This window comes from Cognatundibacterium oligocarboniphilum (assembly GCF_013377855.1).
Classification (GTDB): domain Bacteria; phylum Pseudomonadota; class Gammaproteobacteria; order Burkholderiales; family Burkholderiaceae_D; genus Undibacterium; species Undibacterium oligocarboniphilum.
On the sequence record NZ_JABXYJ010000006.1, the window covers coordinates 223,307 to 238,784 of the forward strand.

The 15,478-nt window shown below is 54.9% G+C and carries 11 protein-coding genes and 1 other RNA gene; 8 read left to right on the top strand and 4 right to left on the bottom strand.

What is annotated here, in order from left to right:
- Window positions 1-205: 205 nt before the first annotated feature.
- On the bottom strand, window positions 206-3,397 hold the full coding sequence (locus HV832_RS12285; RefSeq protein WP_176804133.1) for an EAL domain-containing protein: 3,192 nt from the start codon (window positions 3,395-3,397) through the stop codon (window positions 206-208).
- Between the two features lie 239 nt (window positions 3,398-3,636).
- Window positions 3,637-4,007, bottom strand: an RNA gene (gene rnpB / locus HV832_RS12290) — RNase P RNA component class A.
- 112 nt (window positions 4,008-4,119) lie between these two features.
- Here rnpB and HV832_RS12295 point away from each other — a divergent pair.
- Both HV832_RS12295 and HV832_RS12300 read left to right on the top strand, forming a co-directional pair.
- Window positions 4,120-5,832 carry a thiamine pyrophosphate-binding protein gene (locus tag HV832_RS12295; protein ID WP_176804134.1) on the top strand — a complete coding sequence of 571 codons (1,713 nt, stop codon included), beginning with the start codon at window positions 4,120-4,122 and terminating at the stop codon, window positions 5,830-5,832.
- Between the two features lie 46 nt (window positions 5,833-5,878).
- Window positions 5,879-7,063 (top strand): MFS transporter, encoded by a 1,185-nt coding sequence (locus tag HV832_RS12300; RefSeq protein ID WP_176804135.1) that lies wholly within the window; start codon window positions 5,879-5,881, stop codon window positions 7,061-7,063.
- A gap of 14 nt (window positions 7,064-7,077) precedes the next feature.
- Here HV832_RS12300 and HV832_RS12305 read toward each other — a convergent pair whose 3' ends face one another.
- Window positions 7,078-7,251, bottom strand: coding sequence for a hypothetical protein (locus tag HV832_RS12305; protein ID WP_176804136.1), 174 nt, complete (start codon window positions 7,249-7,251; stop codon window positions 7,078-7,080).
- Window positions 7,252-8,203: 952 nt separating this feature from the next.
- Here HV832_RS12305 and HV832_RS12310 point away from each other — a divergent pair.
- Complete coding sequence (locus HV832_RS12310; RefSeq protein ID WP_176804137.1) at window positions 8,204-8,392, top strand: hypothetical protein; 189 nt, start codon at window positions 8,204-8,206, stop codon at window positions 8,390-8,392.
- Here HV832_RS12310 and HV832_RS12315 read toward each other — a convergent pair.
- The gene (locus HV832_RS12315; protein WP_176804138.1) at window positions 8,380-8,655 is read right to left on the bottom strand and encodes a hypothetical protein; all 276 of its coding nucleotides are present in this window, start codon (window positions 8,653-8,655) and stop codon (window positions 8,380-8,382) included. The genes HV832_RS12310 and HV832_RS12315 overlap by 13 nt on opposite strands.
- A 225-nt stretch (window positions 8,656-8,880) precedes the next feature.
- Between HV832_RS12315 and HV832_RS12320 the strand changes: the two genes are divergently transcribed.
- From HV832_RS12320 to HV832_RS12340, 5 genes are all read left to right on the top strand, one after another.
- Entirely contained in the window at window positions 8,881-10,158 is a 1,278-nt protein-coding gene (locus HV832_RS12320; RefSeq protein WP_176804139.1) for a carbohydrate porin, read from the top strand.
- 15 nt (window positions 10,159-10,173) lie between these two features.
- Window positions 10,174-11,817 (top strand): NRAMP family divalent metal transporter, encoded by a 1,644-nt coding sequence (locus HV832_RS12325; protein WP_176804140.1) that lies wholly within the window; start codon window positions 10,174-10,176, stop codon window positions 11,815-11,817.
- Between the two features lie 159 nt (window positions 11,818-11,976).
- Window positions 11,977-12,663: a response regulator transcription factor gene (locus HV832_RS12330; RefSeq protein ID WP_176804141.1), complete on the top strand. Its 687-nt coding sequence runs from the start codon at window positions 11,977-11,979 to the stop codon at window positions 12,661-12,663.
- 58 nt (window positions 12,664-12,721) lie between these two features.
- Window positions 12,722-14,080, top strand: coding sequence for a sensor histidine kinase (locus HV832_RS12335; protein WP_176804142.1), 1,359 nt, complete (start codon window positions 12,722-12,724; stop codon window positions 14,078-14,080).
- Window positions 14,081-14,276: 196 nt separating this feature from the next.
- Entirely contained in the window at window positions 14,277-15,458 is a 1,182-nt protein-coding gene (locus HV832_RS12340) for an efflux RND transporter periplasmic adaptor subunit (protein ID WP_176804143.1), read from the top strand.
- The last annotated feature ends 20 nt before the right edge of the window (window positions 15,459-15,478 follow it).

The following is a 15,478-nucleotide window of genomic DNA, read 5'->3' on the forward strand; positions in this document are numbered from 1 at the left end:
AATTTCCTTAATGAAGTCAATGACTTAGCGCAACTACTTCGAAATTTTATTTTGAAAATAGCTCTATAAATGAAGTACTTACAAACGAATTTGAAAGTAGCTTATCAGAAGGCAAGGTGACGGGAGCCCGTTTAATTTTCCAAAAGCAAGTTTGATGGGTGTACCGGGAGAGGCGACGGTAGGGGGGGAAAACGACAGGAAAATTTCAGTGAGCAAGTACTGACTTGGCATTCGTCATTTGTGTTTGCAGCAGATGCAAAAATTCTTTGACCGGCACAGCTTTACTGAAATAAAAGCCCTGATATTCATCACAGGAAAAGTTCGTCAGCGAGACCAGTTGATCGGCGGCATCCACACCTTCAGCAATCACTTTCAATCCCAGCGTATGCGCCATGACGATAATGGCCTGAACAATCGCCGTATCATTCGGATCAGCAGGAATGTCTTTGATAAATGAACGGTCAATTTTGACACTGTCAACCGGAAAGCGTTTCAGGTAGGACAGCGAAGAATAGCCTGTTCCGAAATCATCAATCGACAAGCTGAATCCAGCGTCTTTAAAGCCATCCATCAACACCATCGCCTGTTCTCGATTGTGCATCACCATGCTTTCGGTAATTTCAAACTCAATGGCACTGGGCGGCACGCGCCAGAAATCAATCACACTCCGTATCTCTTCCAGCAGCTGATGATCATTGAACTGGGAACCGGACAAATTAATCGCAATCCGCCCAAACTGTCCGTCTATCTGACGAAAACTCAGGATATCCTTGCAAACGATATCCAGCACCAGCATCCCCATACGCCCGATCAGACCGGCCTCTTCTGCCAGCATGATGAAATCATTCGGATACAGAATCCCCTGCTCCGGATGACTCCAGCGGACTAATGCTTCTGCTCCTACAATTTTTCCGGTTGTCAGGGAAATCTTAGGTTGGTAGTAGACTACAAATTCACGTCTTTCAAGTGCTTTACGCAAGCGTGCTTCAAAAGCAAGGCGCTCGATGGTGTGAATATTCATTTCCGAAGCATAAAACTGGTAATTATCTTTCCCCTTGTTTTTAGCCCGGTACATGGCGATATCTGCGTTCTTCAGCAGTGTCTGCGCATCACGCCCATCATTGGGGAAAGTCGCGATACCAATACTTGCGCTGAGCTGGTATTCCTGGCCGCCGATTTCAAAAGGTTGCGCAGCCTCGTAGAGCAATTTGCCGGCGATATCCCCCAGATCACGCGGCTCATTGAACTGATCGACCAGCAAGATGAATTCATCACCACCAACCCTGGCGACAATATCTGATTCACGCAAAGTGTGGCGGAACCGCTGCGCAACACGGCGCAAGACCTTATCCCCTTCATCATGACCAAAGGTATCGTTAATGTTTTTAAACCGGTCGAGATCCAGGAATAGCACTGCCAGACAACGGCTGTTGCGCTCAGCCAGCAACAAGGCTTTCGCCAGATGCTGGTTATATAAAAATCGGTTTGGCAAACCGGTAAGCTCATCGTAGTGTGCCAGCTGGAGAATCTTTTTCTCTGAACGGCGGCCTTCAATCGCAATGCCTGCCAACTCAATCATGGCGCCGACCAGTCGCTGATCATCCAGACTCAGTGACAAACCGGACAGCAACAGCACAGTAAAGCTCCCCAAAACCTGTCCATGCTTATCCATCAGTGGCCAGGCACTGCCGGAGCTGTATTCAGTCAACTCTTCCAATCCATTGACAAACTGCATGCAGGCAGCCTGCTGCAATGATTCAGCCTGTACCGGACAAGCCAACAGGATCGCCTCGCTCCACAGACCACTACCGTGAGATACCGGCGCGCCTGTCATTTGTTGCGTCAGGATTTCCGGGAAATGGCGGCCGACAGACTGCACGAAAATTTTCTGATCATCATCCAGCAACTGAATCCCGACCCGCCACCATGGGCGCAGCTCCTCCACAAAATCGCAGATCGCATTCAGAATATATGAAGGCTCCTCATTTGCGCCTATCAATTGCAGCAAACGATTCTGGCCTTCCAGTAAACGTTCCGAATATTTCTGACTGTTGATGTCGCGCGCCACGCAAAACAACAGCATTTCGCCGTTTAATTCAACCCGGCTCAGGGAAACCTCGCTGTAATAAGGCTGACCATTTCTTTCCGTGACCCATTCAGCCCGTTGCACACCGCCCTCCATGACCTTATTCATCAGAGTCGTCATCTGTTGTTCGCTGCTGATATGCAGATCAGAAAACTGTAGCTGGGGTGTCGTGAATTTCGTCACTGAATGTCCGATGACGTCACTTAAATTCTGCACATTCAACAAAGTCAGTGCCGCGCGGTTACAGTCCACATAACACCATTGCCGATCCACCAGAAAGATCGGGTCCTGAGCACCGGTAAAAATCAGTCTGTAGCGGTTTTCGCTGGCTTCAACTTGCTGCCGGGATATTTGTAACCGCCGGATCTGCCGCAACAGAAAAATCGTCAGCAACAGAATCAGCAGTGCTATGACCGCAGAAAACATCAGCTTATGATTTAATCTGGTACTCCAGTCTGACAAAATAGTCGCCGTGCTCCTGGCATACACCAGCGTCAGTGGAAAGCCGGTGATTTTTCGGTATGTGTATTGAAATTCTCCGGCGTCACCAGAAAATCCCGGTGCATACAAAGCGCCTTCCCCGGCAGCAGCGGTCAATACCGACAGCAGCGGAGATGGAGGTACAACATTCCGGATCAAGTTCTGATCAAAAGGAGCGCTGGTCAGCAGATTGCCGGACTGATCATGCAAGGAGAGAACTGCAGCACTGCCGCGTGCAACCACTTCATAAAATTCCTGAAAATAACTGAGGCTGATATTGGCCTCAATCAGCGCCACCAGCTTTCCCCGGGCATCGTAAATATTTTTGGCAACCGGCAAAATACCCCGATTGCCGCCCTCCCAGAGGACAGGGCCGGTCACGATCTGCTTCTGCCCCGGTTGCGCAAGCAATTTTCTGATGTGCTCAGGCAGCGATCGTTTGTCCTGATAGCGGGCATGACTCGAAAATAGCACCGTTCCGTCCGGATTGAACACCGACATCCCACACAGATATGCGGAATTCTGGCGTTGCTCCGCGAGTATGTCGCCGAAATTCGGCTTTTGTACCAGAGTGATGTCGGCGGTATCTCTCAGCGCATTTTCCAGCTCAGCGATCACCTGGACAGCTTCTGCCAGCTCGTGATTGGCCTGCTCTTCCAGAATGCGTACCGTGAAATAGCTATGACGCTGCGCTTCAGATAAAGTCTGGTTACGGTCTTCTATCGCTGCCCACCATGCCTGCGCGATCATAGCCAGCACAATCAGGGCAATGCCTCCCGTAAATACAGCCAGTGGCACCTTTCTTTGTTTTTTTGAGCCCTGAATTTCCATGTATCCGGAATCTGCTTAATCTGACCGAAGGTAAGGGAATTGATTTATACATTCGCACGAGTCAGGATGCTGATATTTCAGCCATCATGCTGTGCGCAGCTCAGTTTAGCATGCGACAGATAAAAAACGGGAAAATGGAAATGATGTGAAAACAACGGCGCGAGTATGCAGCAGGACGTTTTTCGCAATTCAGCGCTGGCAATAATAAATGAATTGCCCGCAGTATGAGGGAACCGGAAAAATAAAGCAGGCCGGTAGGCCGGATTCTGTTACGGCACGCTGCATTGCTGCAACCCGCTATGACAATCATTCCTCTAGGCGACGAATTGCTCCGTCGCTCAAGCTTTCTACCCGCACGCTCCGCGAGCCACCTCAACGCGTGCCTATTTGAAATTGCTCCGGGTGGAGGTTACCGCGTTTCACCCTTTGTGGTTTAGCACAGGCTTGCGCCCGCTACTCCCCAAAGACTCGTCTCTGTGGCCCTATTCCTCGCCTTATACCTTGCGGCTTTCAGCGTACGGCCGTTAGCCGTCACCCTGCTCTGTGGAGTCCGGACCTTCCTCCCGTCGCTGTGCAAAACACAGCAACCAGCGATTGTCTGGCCTGCTTCATGCGTCATTTTACCCTAGTCGCCACAGTTTCCGCTGATTCTCTGCAGAAGCGCTGCAAATTCGGCAAGCTTTCTGGTAGCGTACTGATTTTCTTTTTCCGGTTTACCTATCATGCTGAAGTCACGTTCCGGTGGTCAATTGATTGTGGATGCTTTGGAAGTTCATGGCGTCGATACCATTTTCGGTGTTCCAGGCGAAAGCTATCTGGCAGTACTGGATGCACTACATGACAGCAGCATCCGTTTCATTATCAACCGCCAGGAAGGCGGGGCAGCCTTCATGGCCGACGCCTATGGGAAAATGACCGGCCAACCGGGCATCTGCTTTGTGACCCGCGGCCCTGGCGCGACTAACGCATCCATCGGCGTGCACACGGCTCACCAGGATTCGACACCGATGATTCTGTTCATCGGACAGGTCGGCAATGATTTTGTGGAACGGGAAGCGTTTCAGGAAATCGATTATCGCCGCATGTTCGGGCAGATGGCGAAATGGGTGGCACAGATCGACCGTGCCGACCGGATACCGGAATACATCGCTCATGCTTTTCAGGTCGCCACCAGCGGTCGCCCGGGTCCGGTCGTGCTGGCATTACCGGAAGATATGCTGGTGCAGCAGGCCATCGTCGCTGACACCCGCCGCTACACACCGGTACAGGCTGCGCCTTCACCCACCCAGATCACGCAGCTGCGTGCGCTGCTGTCAGCAGCGACACGCCCGGTTTTCCTGCTCGGTGGCAGCGGCTGGGACTGCCATGCCTGCAAACGCATCGCCGATTTTGCAGAGCGCCACCATATCCCGCTGGCTTGCACCTTCCGCTTTCAGGATCTGGTCGACAATGCGCATCCGAATTATATCGGCGATGTCGGCATCGGCATCAACCCCAAACTGGCGCAACGCATTCAGAATGCCGATCTGGTTGTCGCCATCGGCCCGCGTCTTGGCGAAATGACGACCGGTGGCTACACGTTGCTGGAAGCACCGCTGCCCAAACAAAAACTGATTCATGTTCATAGCGATGCCAGCGAGCTTGGCCGTGTCTATCAGGCCGATCTGATGATCAACAGCGGTATGAAAGAAATGACACAGGCACTGACAGACATGGCGGCATTCGATACCGGCACAACATGGCAGCATCACGTCAGCGAGGCAAGAGCTGAACTGCAGATGTGGCAACAGGAGCCAGCGATTTTTGCAAAAGAAAATGCCCCGCTGAACTTATGGCAGGTCGTGCAAAACATCATGCAGCAAACACCGACGGATACCATCATCACCAATGGCGCCGGTAATTACGCCACCTGGGCACACCGTTATTTCCGCTATGGTGGCTTCCGCACCCAGCTGGCGCCGACCTCGGGTGCCATGGGTTACAGTGTCCCATCAGGCGTTGCGGCCAAGCTGATTGCACCGGAACGCACAGTCATCACATTTGCCGGTGACGGTGAATACCTCATGAACGGACAAGAACTCGCCACCGCTGTGCAGTACAAAGTGGGTGTCATCATCATCGTCTTCAACAACGGCATGTACGGCACCATCCGCATGCATCAGGAAAAAACCTTTCCTCAGCGGGTATCCGGCACGGAATTGCAAAATCCGGACTTTGCCGCCCTCGCCCGCGCCTTCGGGGCGCACGGTGAAACGGTGGAACAAACAGCAGATTTTGCTCCTGCCCTGCAACGAGCGATCGAACACACCAGAACACAGCAACTGCCCGCATTGATTGAATTGCGTTACGATGGAAACCTGATCACGCCCGGAGCGACACTGAATACTCTGCGTCAGGCAGCACTGGATGCCGGTAAGGAGATCAACGGCACTTGATTGCACTCAGCCTGAGCGTAGCCGGACAGTATTTGAATGGATCACCATGAGTAAAGTAAGCCTCCCGAAAAGCATCTGGGTTCTCGGATTCGTCAGCATGCTGATGGACATTTCGTCTGAGATGATTCACAGCCTGCTGCCGATGTTCATGGTCGGGACGCTGGGCATGAGCGTTTTTGCCGTCGGCCTGATCGACGGTATCGCAGAGTCCACGACCTTGCTGGTCAAAGTATTTTCCGGCGCACTCAGCGACAAGTTAGGAAAACGCAAAGCCCTTGCGGTGTTCGGTTATGGCATGAGTGCATTCACCAAGCCGCTGTTTGCCATCGCTCAGGGCATGGACATGCTCCTGACTGCCCGCCTGATGGACCGTATCGGTAAAGGTATTCGTGGCGCACCGCGCGATGCACTGATTGCCGACATCACACCGCCATCGATACGCGGTGAGGCATTCGGTTTGCGGCAATCGCTCGATACCATTGGGGCGGTCGCTGGTCCGTTGCTGGCAAGCGGACTGATGCTACTGTGGGCGAATGATTTCCGGCAGATATTCTGGCTGGCCGTGATCCCCGGTCTGGCCGCCATGCTGCTGCTTTTTTTCGGCGTCCACGAACCGGCATCGGTCGCCATCCGCAACCCGGGCAATCCGGTCAGCCCGCACAATCTGCGCCGCATGGGACGCAGCTACTGGTGGGTGGTGCTCATGGGCAGCATCTTCACGCTGGCACGCTTCAGTGAAGCCTTTCTGGTGTTGCGCGCGCAGCAACTGGCGATTCCGGTTGCCCTGGTGCCGCTGGTGATGGTTGCCATGAATCTGGTTTATTCTGTATCAGCCTATCCGTTTGGAAAACTATCCGACCGCATCTCACACCAGAAATTACTGGCAGCAGGGCTTGCCGTCCTGATCGCTTCTGACCTGATGTTGGGCTACAGCACACAGTGGGCCGGCCTGTTAGCTGGCATTGCGTTGTGGGGCGTGCATATGGGTATGACGCAAGGACTGCTCGCCAGCATGGTTGCGGCCAGCGCGCCGCCTGATTTGCGGGGAACAGCATTTGGATTTTTTAATCTGGCCAGCGGCGTGGGCTTGTTACTCGCCAGCGTGATCGCCGGTTTGCTGTGGCAGGAATTTGGGGCTGCTTTTACTTTTTATACGGGTGCCGCGTTTGCGGGACTGAGCTTGCTGGCCCTGCTGCTGTCCTCCGGCTATGGTCTGATTTCCCGTTCCTGAGATGGTGCAGACACTCAGGACTCATCACCTTCTTTAAGACGTCCGGACAGCAGTTTCTGCAAGCGCATTTTGTATTTCCTGCGCTCGGCACGCTGCGGCTGATGACCACCGTGTTCTCCTGCCTGACGCTGTCGGGCAGCGAGCGCAAGCGGGTTGCGGGGTTTTGGTAATTTAATCTGAATCTTCATCTATATTCCTTTCCGCCAAACCGTGCGTCATCCACTCACAGGAAAAACCATTTTCAACCCATGTTACCAACCTGTGCCGGAAACGCTTTAATGACCGCAAGATATCAGAGCAATCACACGTTGTTAGCGTTACAAGACAAGATGCATGTTTAGTGTATCGGAGATGATGCCGAGACGGGAAGCGACTTCGTTCCACCAGACAGCCGGCATGTACCAAGTTTGCGGCCCGGCTTCAGCGATCAGGTGCGGACGATGCAGTCTACACATTCCCCTGCGGATACTGCGTTCACACTGAACCAGCGGATTCTGAAAAAGCGTTCTGAAAAAATTTGGAAAATAACCAAAATTTAATTTGACGCAGCACAATAATATTACCTACAATTCGCAGGTCGAAAAAACATGGGGCTTTTATCTTGGACAGTTGTAGTAGCTATTCTTTATCGAACCGGGGATCAATCCCTGCCACTGCCGCTTAAGCTCCAGCCGTTCTCTCTGCTGCAGCCGTGACACTGGCTGTAGTCTTGTCTCTCAGACTTTCTTTGTTCTCCCGTTGATATTGTCGTTCGCCGTATGACGGCCTGATGTTGTCGCTGTACTGTCGTCCTGCTGCCATTCATCTGAACTGCAGCCGGTCGCGTCATACCGGACTGATACTGCTTTCGCGATCTTGCATCGCGAAGACCGTCCATGCTTCATGGTTTGCCGATCCGTGCCCGTACGGATGCCTGCGTATCTGTGGCGGGAAATGTCAACCTCTGCAATCAACAGGAAAGGATCGCCATGCAATCCGGTCGCTTCTTATTCCCGGTTCGCAAAGACGTGCATTCCGCTCCCCGAGTGGAGTGCACGCAGCGCCGGCTGGGCCCTGGGTGCCCAGACTGTCTGAACGGTGTTATTGATTGCTCCGTTCCATCCTGTTTGTTTCATTTTGTTTAGCAACGAGGAGATCAGTATGAAAAAACTACCTGTCCGCACACTCCTGGGCCGTTCTGCAGCGCCGTCTTCTTCCGGCGGCTGGAAATTCGGCTGGCCGGTAACGACCAGACAAACTCAGAACACCGACCGGCGTACGTTTCATCCGGATCAGGAAAAACATGGTTCCGGTGCCTACGGATTGCTGGTATCGCGTCATGGCTGGTAAGCCGGCATCAGGCATATCAGGTATAGCCGGAACGGTTCCGGACAATTGATGCTTGTTTGTATTTTTGTTTTTTTAAATTTTTGCTTTTTCATTTTTTGGAGTCTTTCCGTGGGCAATAGCTCAGATTGTTGTAGTTGTCGATTATCAGAACCCATTTCGTCCATAAGAAAACGTTCTGCAGCGACCCCGCCGAAGTAAGATCCGTCAAGAATTCTCTTGCCGCCATCCTGCTCCGGTCCGGATGGCGGTAAACCGGCAGTCATCTGCGTGAAGCCGGTTTCCCACTGAACCTGCAATGTTCTGATACGCATTCCGTATGAGCTGTTTCAGCTTCATCCATGATGCGTATCCGCCTGCGTAAAGCCCGGTTATTTATATCAACCCGGAGTTTTACGATGTTCTTCACCAAACACTTTTTTTCTCGCACAACGTGCATTTTTTCTGCAGCTTTACTGAGCCTTAGCCTGAACGGTCACGCTGCCGAAATCGTGGCAAACCCAGATGCGCGGCCAGCGGACGACGACGGACAAGGCTCGCCGTGGAGCCTGGGCGCCCAGCTCACCTATGTCAACCAGTGGCATCCGGATTTCCGCGCGCCCTACAGCGGCACCAACAGCATGGACCCGGCAGCGAGAAACACCAATACCACCGACATCACCCTGTTCCTCGGACGCCGCCTGTGGAAAGGCGCGGAATTCTGGGTCAATCCGGAAATCGATCAGGGTTTCGGTCTCAGCAATACCGTCGGCATGGCCGGCTTTCCCAGCGGCGAAGCCTATAAAATCGGTGAGAACCGGCCTTATATACGCTTGCCGCGTGCCTTCATCCGTCATGTGATCGAACTCGATGGCGACAGCAAGGAAACGGCTGCCGGCACGAACCAATTCGCCAACCGTTACAGCGCCAACAACATCACCATCACGATCGGTCACTTTTCCGTTCCGGATCTATTCGACAACAACAGCTATGCCCACGATGCGCGTAACGATTTCATGAACTGGTCCATCATCAGCGCGGGAACCTTCGATTACGCAGCCGATTCCTGGGGCTTCACCAACGGTGCTGCTGTCGAATGGAACCAGAACGACTGGACGCTGCGCGGCGGTTTTTTTCAGATGTCGGCCGTGCCGAATCAAAAAGTCACCGGCCTGCATCTGGAGCAAAACAGCATCGTCGCCGAACTGGAACATCGCCATGAATGGAACGGCCATCCCGGTAAAGTCCGCGTACTGGGCTTTGTCAATCGCGCCGATATGGGCGACTACCGTGATGCCGTGCAACTGGGGCAGCAAACCGGCACGACGCCTGATACCGCTCTGGTGCGCCGTCGTGCAGCCAATCCGGGACTGAGTCTGAATCTGGAGCAGGAAGTGACAACGGATATCGGCGTGTTTGCGCGTATCGGCGTCAACGGCGGCAAGAAAGAAGCCTATGAATTCACCGACATCAACCGCTCCGTTTCCGCTGGCTTGTCCATGGATGGCCGGCGCTGGGGCCGCGAGCAGGATCGCATCGGTCTGGCGGGCGCCGTGAATGCACTCTCTCCACAAGCCAAAGCGTATTTCGCAGCGGGCGGTATGGGCGTTCTGGTCGGCGATGGCCAGCTCAACTACGGCAGCGAGCGCATTGTGGAAGTCTGGTATTCCGCCGCGCTCACCAAACAAGTCCGCCTGACTTTCGATATCCAGCACGTGACCAATCCCGCCTACAACCGCGACCGCGGCCCGTTCCCGGTCTACGGCGTACGGCTGCATGCAGAACTCTGATCAGGGAACGCCAACATGAAAACCTTACTCAAAGAAACACCATCAAGCGCGACGGCCGTACTCGACGATCAGCACATCGGCCATATTCAGGGTGCGTTCGGTACCATACGCATGCATGACACCGGGCCGCGCAAATCGCTGTCGGCGCGGCTGAAAACGCTGCTCGCCATCCTCGGCCCGGGTCTGATCGTGATGGTTGGCGACAACGACGCCGGCGCTTTCGGCACCTATGCGCAGGCCGGCCAGAATTACGGCTACACGCTACTATGGACCCTGCTGTTGCTGATTCCGGTACTCTACATTAATCAGGAAATGGTGGTGCGCCTGGGCGCCGTCACCGGCGTCGGCCATGCGCGGCTGATACTGGAACGCTTCGGTAAATTCTGGGGTGCCTTCAGCGTGATCGATCTGTTTTTGCTGAATGCGCTGACCATCGTCACCGAATTCATCGGCATCGATTTCGGCTTGCATTACCTCGGTTTGCCGGTGGTGCCGGGTGTGATTTTGTCGGCCATCCTGATGATGTTTGCAGTCAGTACCGGCAGCTTTCAGCGCTTCGAGCGATTTGCCATGTGTCTGGTCGGCGGCACGCTGATCATGATTCCGATGTACTTCATGATTGCGCCGCCCGCTGGTCAGGTGCTGTTCCATACTCTGGTGCCCGGTCTGCCGCAGCAAGGTAAACTGAGCGACATCATGCTGCTGATTATCGGTATCGTCGGCACCACCGTCGCACCGTGGCAACTGTTCTTCCAGCAAAGCTATGTGATCGACAAACGGATAACGCCGCGCTTCATCCGTTATGAGCGCATGGACCTGATGGTCGGCATCGCCGTGGCGATTTTCGGCGGTATCGCCATCATGGCGTGCACCGCGCACACCTTCGCCCAGCATCCGGAATTCGGCAATTTCAAGGATGTCGGTGCGGTAGCGCAGGGAATGGAAAACTACTTCGGCCGCGTCACCGGCACCATGTTTGCGTTTGCACTGATCGTCTCGTCCATCATCGGCGCGGCGGCGGTATCACTGTCCACCGCTTATGCACTAGGTGATGTGCTGTCGCTCAGACATTCGCTGCATCGCAAGCCTTCCGACGCCAAAGGTTTTTACGCCGTGTACTTCGGGCTGATCGTGCTGGCTGCCGCGCTGGTGCTGGCGCCGGGCGTGCCGCTCGGCCTGCTGACTTCGGCCGTGCAAACGCTGGCGGGCGTATTGCTGCCGAGCGCATCGGTGTTCCTGCTGTTGCTGTGCAACGATAAGGCGGTGCTGGGGCCGTGGACCAACGGGCGTGGCGTGAATATTTTCACCAGCCTGATCGTGGCGATACTGGTGATGCTGTCCGTGATTCTGACGCTGTCCGTGGTCTTCCCCGACATCACGGAAGAGCAGATCAAAATGATACTGGCGACCGGCCTGGTATTTGCACTGCTTGGTACCACCGGCTACTGGAAACGCCGCCCGCATAGCTGGGCGACGATCACCAGAGAAGCGCTGATACCGAAAGAAGAATGGCGCATGCCGCCGCTGGAAACGCTGGCGCCACTGAAACTGACGCCGGTCAACCGTTTCTGGATGGCGACCCTGCGCGCCTATCTGCTGGTGGCCGCCGGGCTGGTGCTGTACCGCATCATCCTGATGGCGATTTCCGGCATGCGCTGAGCGGCTTTTTCGCAATTTTTCATCGTCACCGCCGCAGTTCATTCTGCCGCCAAGCCGAAAATCGCCGCCCGGCGATTTTCGGCATTACAATTTCGACTCACCGGCGCTGCGTTCTGCGCTCAGACCGATGTGCGATTTTTTACCGGAGCATTCAGGAAAATGCGCTTTTTAGTTATCGAGGATGATGCCGAAACGGCTCGCTACATCCGTAACGGATTGCAGGAAGCGGGCCACGACGTCACGCGGGTGGCGGATGCCGCCGAAGGACGCAGGCAGGCGCTCGACGGTCGCTGGGACCTGATCATACTCGACCGCATGCTGCCGCAGGAGCAGGACGGTTTGCAGATTCTGCGCCAGATCAGAAGCGCCGGGTTTACCGTTCCGGTACTGATCTTGAGTGCGCTGGCCAGCATAGACGAACGGGTGGCCGGTCTGCGCGAAGGCGGCGACGATTATCTGACCAAGCCCTTCGCTTTCGCCGAACTGTACGCCCGCTGCGAGGCCCTGCTGCGCCGCTCGCAACAGCACAGCGGCGAACAGAGCATGGAACTGCGGGTTGCCGACCTGCGCCTCGATCTGCGCACGCGCAAGGCCGAACGCGCCGGTCAGCCGATTGCGCTGCAACCGCGCGAATTCCGCTTGCTGGAATACCTGGTGCGGCATCAGGGCCAGGTGGTGACGCGCACCATGCTGCTGGAATCGGTGTGGGATTATCACTTCGATCCGCAAACCAACGTGGTCGATGTGCACATCAGCCGGCTGCGCAACAAGATAGACAAGAATTTCGATCCGCCGCTGCTGCATACCGAACGCGGCATCGGTTATTCGTTCGGCGTTCATGACTAGATTATGAAATGCGTTCTGGGCGCTATCCTCCCTTGCCCCTGTTTTTTTGGTCGATGATATGAATTCCCGCATCTGGCAATCTTCCGCTTTTCGTTTGTCGCTGATCTGCGGCGCCATGGTGATCATTTCGGTCGCCACGCTGTCCACGGCGTTTTATCTGCGCACGGTCGGCGTGCTGGAACGCAATGCCGATGAAAAAATCACGCAGATTTCCGAGCGCCTGCTGACGGTTGCCGAAAATGGATCACTCGATCAGGTTAAGCAAAAAATCCATCTGGCGCTGAGCGACGGTATTGATTCCGATACTGAAATTTATTTTCTCGGCGACCCGAACGGCCGCCAGCTGGCCGGCAATCTGAACCAGATCACGCATCTTTACCCACTCGGAAAAATCGTCGATGAAAAAGTTATCCGGGATGGCCGTCTTTCCCAGGGCAGGTTACTGATACAGCGCACCCAGTCCGGTAACTATCTGGTGGTCGGACGCGACATGAGCGATCTGCGCGAAATCAACCTGCTGATCTGGCGCGCAATCGGCGTCGGCAGCCTGCTGGCGATCATGCTGTCAATCGGCGGTACGGTGTTTTTCCGTTCGCAGATCGAGAAAAAAATCTGGGCGATCCGCCACGCTGCGCAGGCGATTGAAACCGGCAATCTGCGCAGCCGTATCGAAATTACCAGCGATGGCGATGAATTCACGCGCCTCAGCGCCGACCTGAACCGCATGCTGGACCGGATAGAACACCTCATGGATGGCATACGCCATGTATCGAACAATATCGCCCATAACATCCGCACACCGCTCGGACGCATCCGTGCACATCTCGAAGAAAACCTGCGCGCCGGTTCTGATCCGGTGCAAATGCGGGCGGTGTGCGAATCCGCCATTGCCGAAATCGACGGGCTGATCTCCCTGCTCGGCAAACTGATGCAACTGGCGGAAGCCGAATCGGAAATGCGGCGCCAGCATTTTCAATCCATATCGCTGAATGCGCTGCTGGCCGATATATCCGAACTCTACGAGCCGGTAGCGGAGGAATTCGGTATGCAGCTAAACCTCGAAACGGATGAACCTGCGACGATTTCTGGTGACTACGAGTTATTGTCCTGCGCGCTGGCCAACCTGCTTGATAACACCATCAAATACGCCGGTGCAGCCGCCTGCATACGCATACGCCTGCATCGTACGGCCACTGCGACGCGCATCGAAGTCAGCGATAACGGCCCCGGCATTCCTGAACAGGAAAGACAAAAAGTCCTGCAGCGCTTTTACCGGCTGCACAGCGACCAGCCCGGGCACGGCCTCGGTTTATCGATGGTCAACGCCATCATCCGCCTGCACGGCGGCCAGCTGAACCTGGAAGACGCGGGTCCCGGTCTGTGCGTGAGCATGACGATACCGCTCGGCGGCCGCTAATCTCTCCCTTCCGTCCGGTTTGTTCTGCATCATTTTTTACCGGAACATGACGTGATCATTACGAAATAGTAATGATCACGCTGTGCTCTGAACCCCCGCCGCTAGTTACAATAGTGACTGTCGGTATAACCGGCCGGCTATGCCATTGCCCGCATTACTTTGCATGGAAAAATTCGCTAATCTCCAGAGTGTCAACATGTTAAACAAGAAAAAAGAACTGTATGTCGCGGTCGCAGTCGGCCTGATTGCTCTCGGCGGCGCTGCCGTTTTCGCCTCCCAGTCGTCTTCCGGCGATAATGCCGCCAAAGACAAAAAACCGCCGGCATCGCTCACCAGCGTGACGATCTCCGATCAGCAAGCCACGCATATCGAAGTCGTGCCGGTGAAAACCTATGATTTCGTCGAACAGAATGAAGCCGTCGGCTATATCGATTTCAACCAGGATGCCACGGTGCAGGTGTTCACACCGTATCAGGGTCGCATCCGTCAGGTATTCGTCAAGGCTGGCGATGATGTGCGTAAAGGCCAGGCCTTGTTTTCCGTGGACAGCCCTGACCTGGTAACGGCCGAATCGACGCTGATTTCCACCGCCGGACTCACGAAACTGACCACAGCGGCATTGGAGCGCGCAAAGAAAATGCTGGAAACCCAGACCGCTGCGCAGAAAGATGTCGATCAGGCGACTGCCGATCAGCAAACGGCTGACGCCAATTTTCGTGCCGCGCGCGATGCCGTCCGTATCTTCGGCAAGAGCGATGCGGATATCGACCGACTGCTGCAAACGCGCAAGGTGGATGGCGAGCTGACGGTAAACAGTCCGCTCACTGGCAAGGTAACGGCGCGTAATGCAGCGCCGGGCTTGCTGACTCAACCCGGCAATGCACCGGCGCCTGTTACGGTTTCCGACCTGTCCACCGTCTGGATGGTCGCCAGTGTCTCCGAGACCGATCTGCCTCGCATGAAAATGGGCCAGTCCGTCAGCGTGGCGGTGATGGCCTATCCGGGGAAAATTTTTCAGGGAAAGGTGAATAACATCGGCATCGCCATCGATCCGGCCACGCACCGCGTCGGCGTGCGTTCCGAAATCAAGGATCCTGAACATCTGCTGCATCCGCAAATGCTGGCGACTTACCGCATCCGCGTGGCCGATCCGGTGCAATCCGCCGCCGCGCCGCTGAATGCGCTGGTCCGCGAAGGGGATGGCACCATGACTGCGTACGTCACCAAGGATGGCCGCACTTTCACCCGCCGTGCCGTGCAGACCGGACTGGAGCAGGAAGGCAACCGGCAGATTCTGTCCGGCCTGCAGCCCGGCGAAAAAATCGCTGCGGACGGCGCTATTTTCCTGAGCAATATGCTCTCCCTGCAATCCCGCTGATACGCGGTTTTACTGAAAGA

Coding starts and splice junctions, on each gene's coding strand:
- HV832_RS12335 (WP_176804142.1), top strand. CDS start 12,722: ATGAATTCCCGCATCTGGCAATCTTCCGCTTTTCGTTTGTCGCTGATC.
- HV832_RS12300 (WP_176804135.1), top strand. CDS start 5,879: ATGAGTAAAGTAAGCCTCCCGAAAAGCATCTGGGTTCTCGGATTCGTC.
- HV832_RS12295 (WP_176804134.1), top strand. CDS start 4,120: ATGCTGAAGTCACGTTCCGGTGGTCAATTGATTGTGGATGCTTTGGAA.
- HV832_RS12325 (WP_176804140.1), top strand. CDS start 10,174: ATGAAAACCTTACTCAAAGAAACACCATCAAGCGCGACGGCCGTACTC.
- HV832_RS12330 (WP_176804141.1), top strand. CDS start 11,977: ATGCGCTTTTTAGTTATCGAGGATGATGCCGAAACGGCTCGCTACATC.
- HV832_RS12305 (WP_176804136.1), bottom strand. CDS start 7,251: ATGAAGATTCAGATTAAATTACCAAAACCCCGCAACCCGCTTGCGCTC.
- HV832_RS12310 (WP_176804137.1), top strand. CDS start 8,204: ATGAAAAAACTACCTGTCCGCACACTCCTGGGCCGTTCTGCAGCGCCG.
- HV832_RS12315 (WP_176804138.1), bottom strand. CDS start 8,655: ATGACTGCCGGTTTACCGCCATCCGGACCGGAGCAGGATGGCGGCAAG.
- HV832_RS12285 (WP_176804133.1), bottom strand. CDS start 3,397: ATGGAAATTCAGGGCTCAAAAAAACAAAGAAAGGTGCCACTGGCTGTA.
- HV832_RS12340 (WP_176804143.1), top strand. CDS start 14,277: ATGTTAAACAAGAAAAAAGAACTGTATGTCGCGGTCGCAGTCGGCCTG.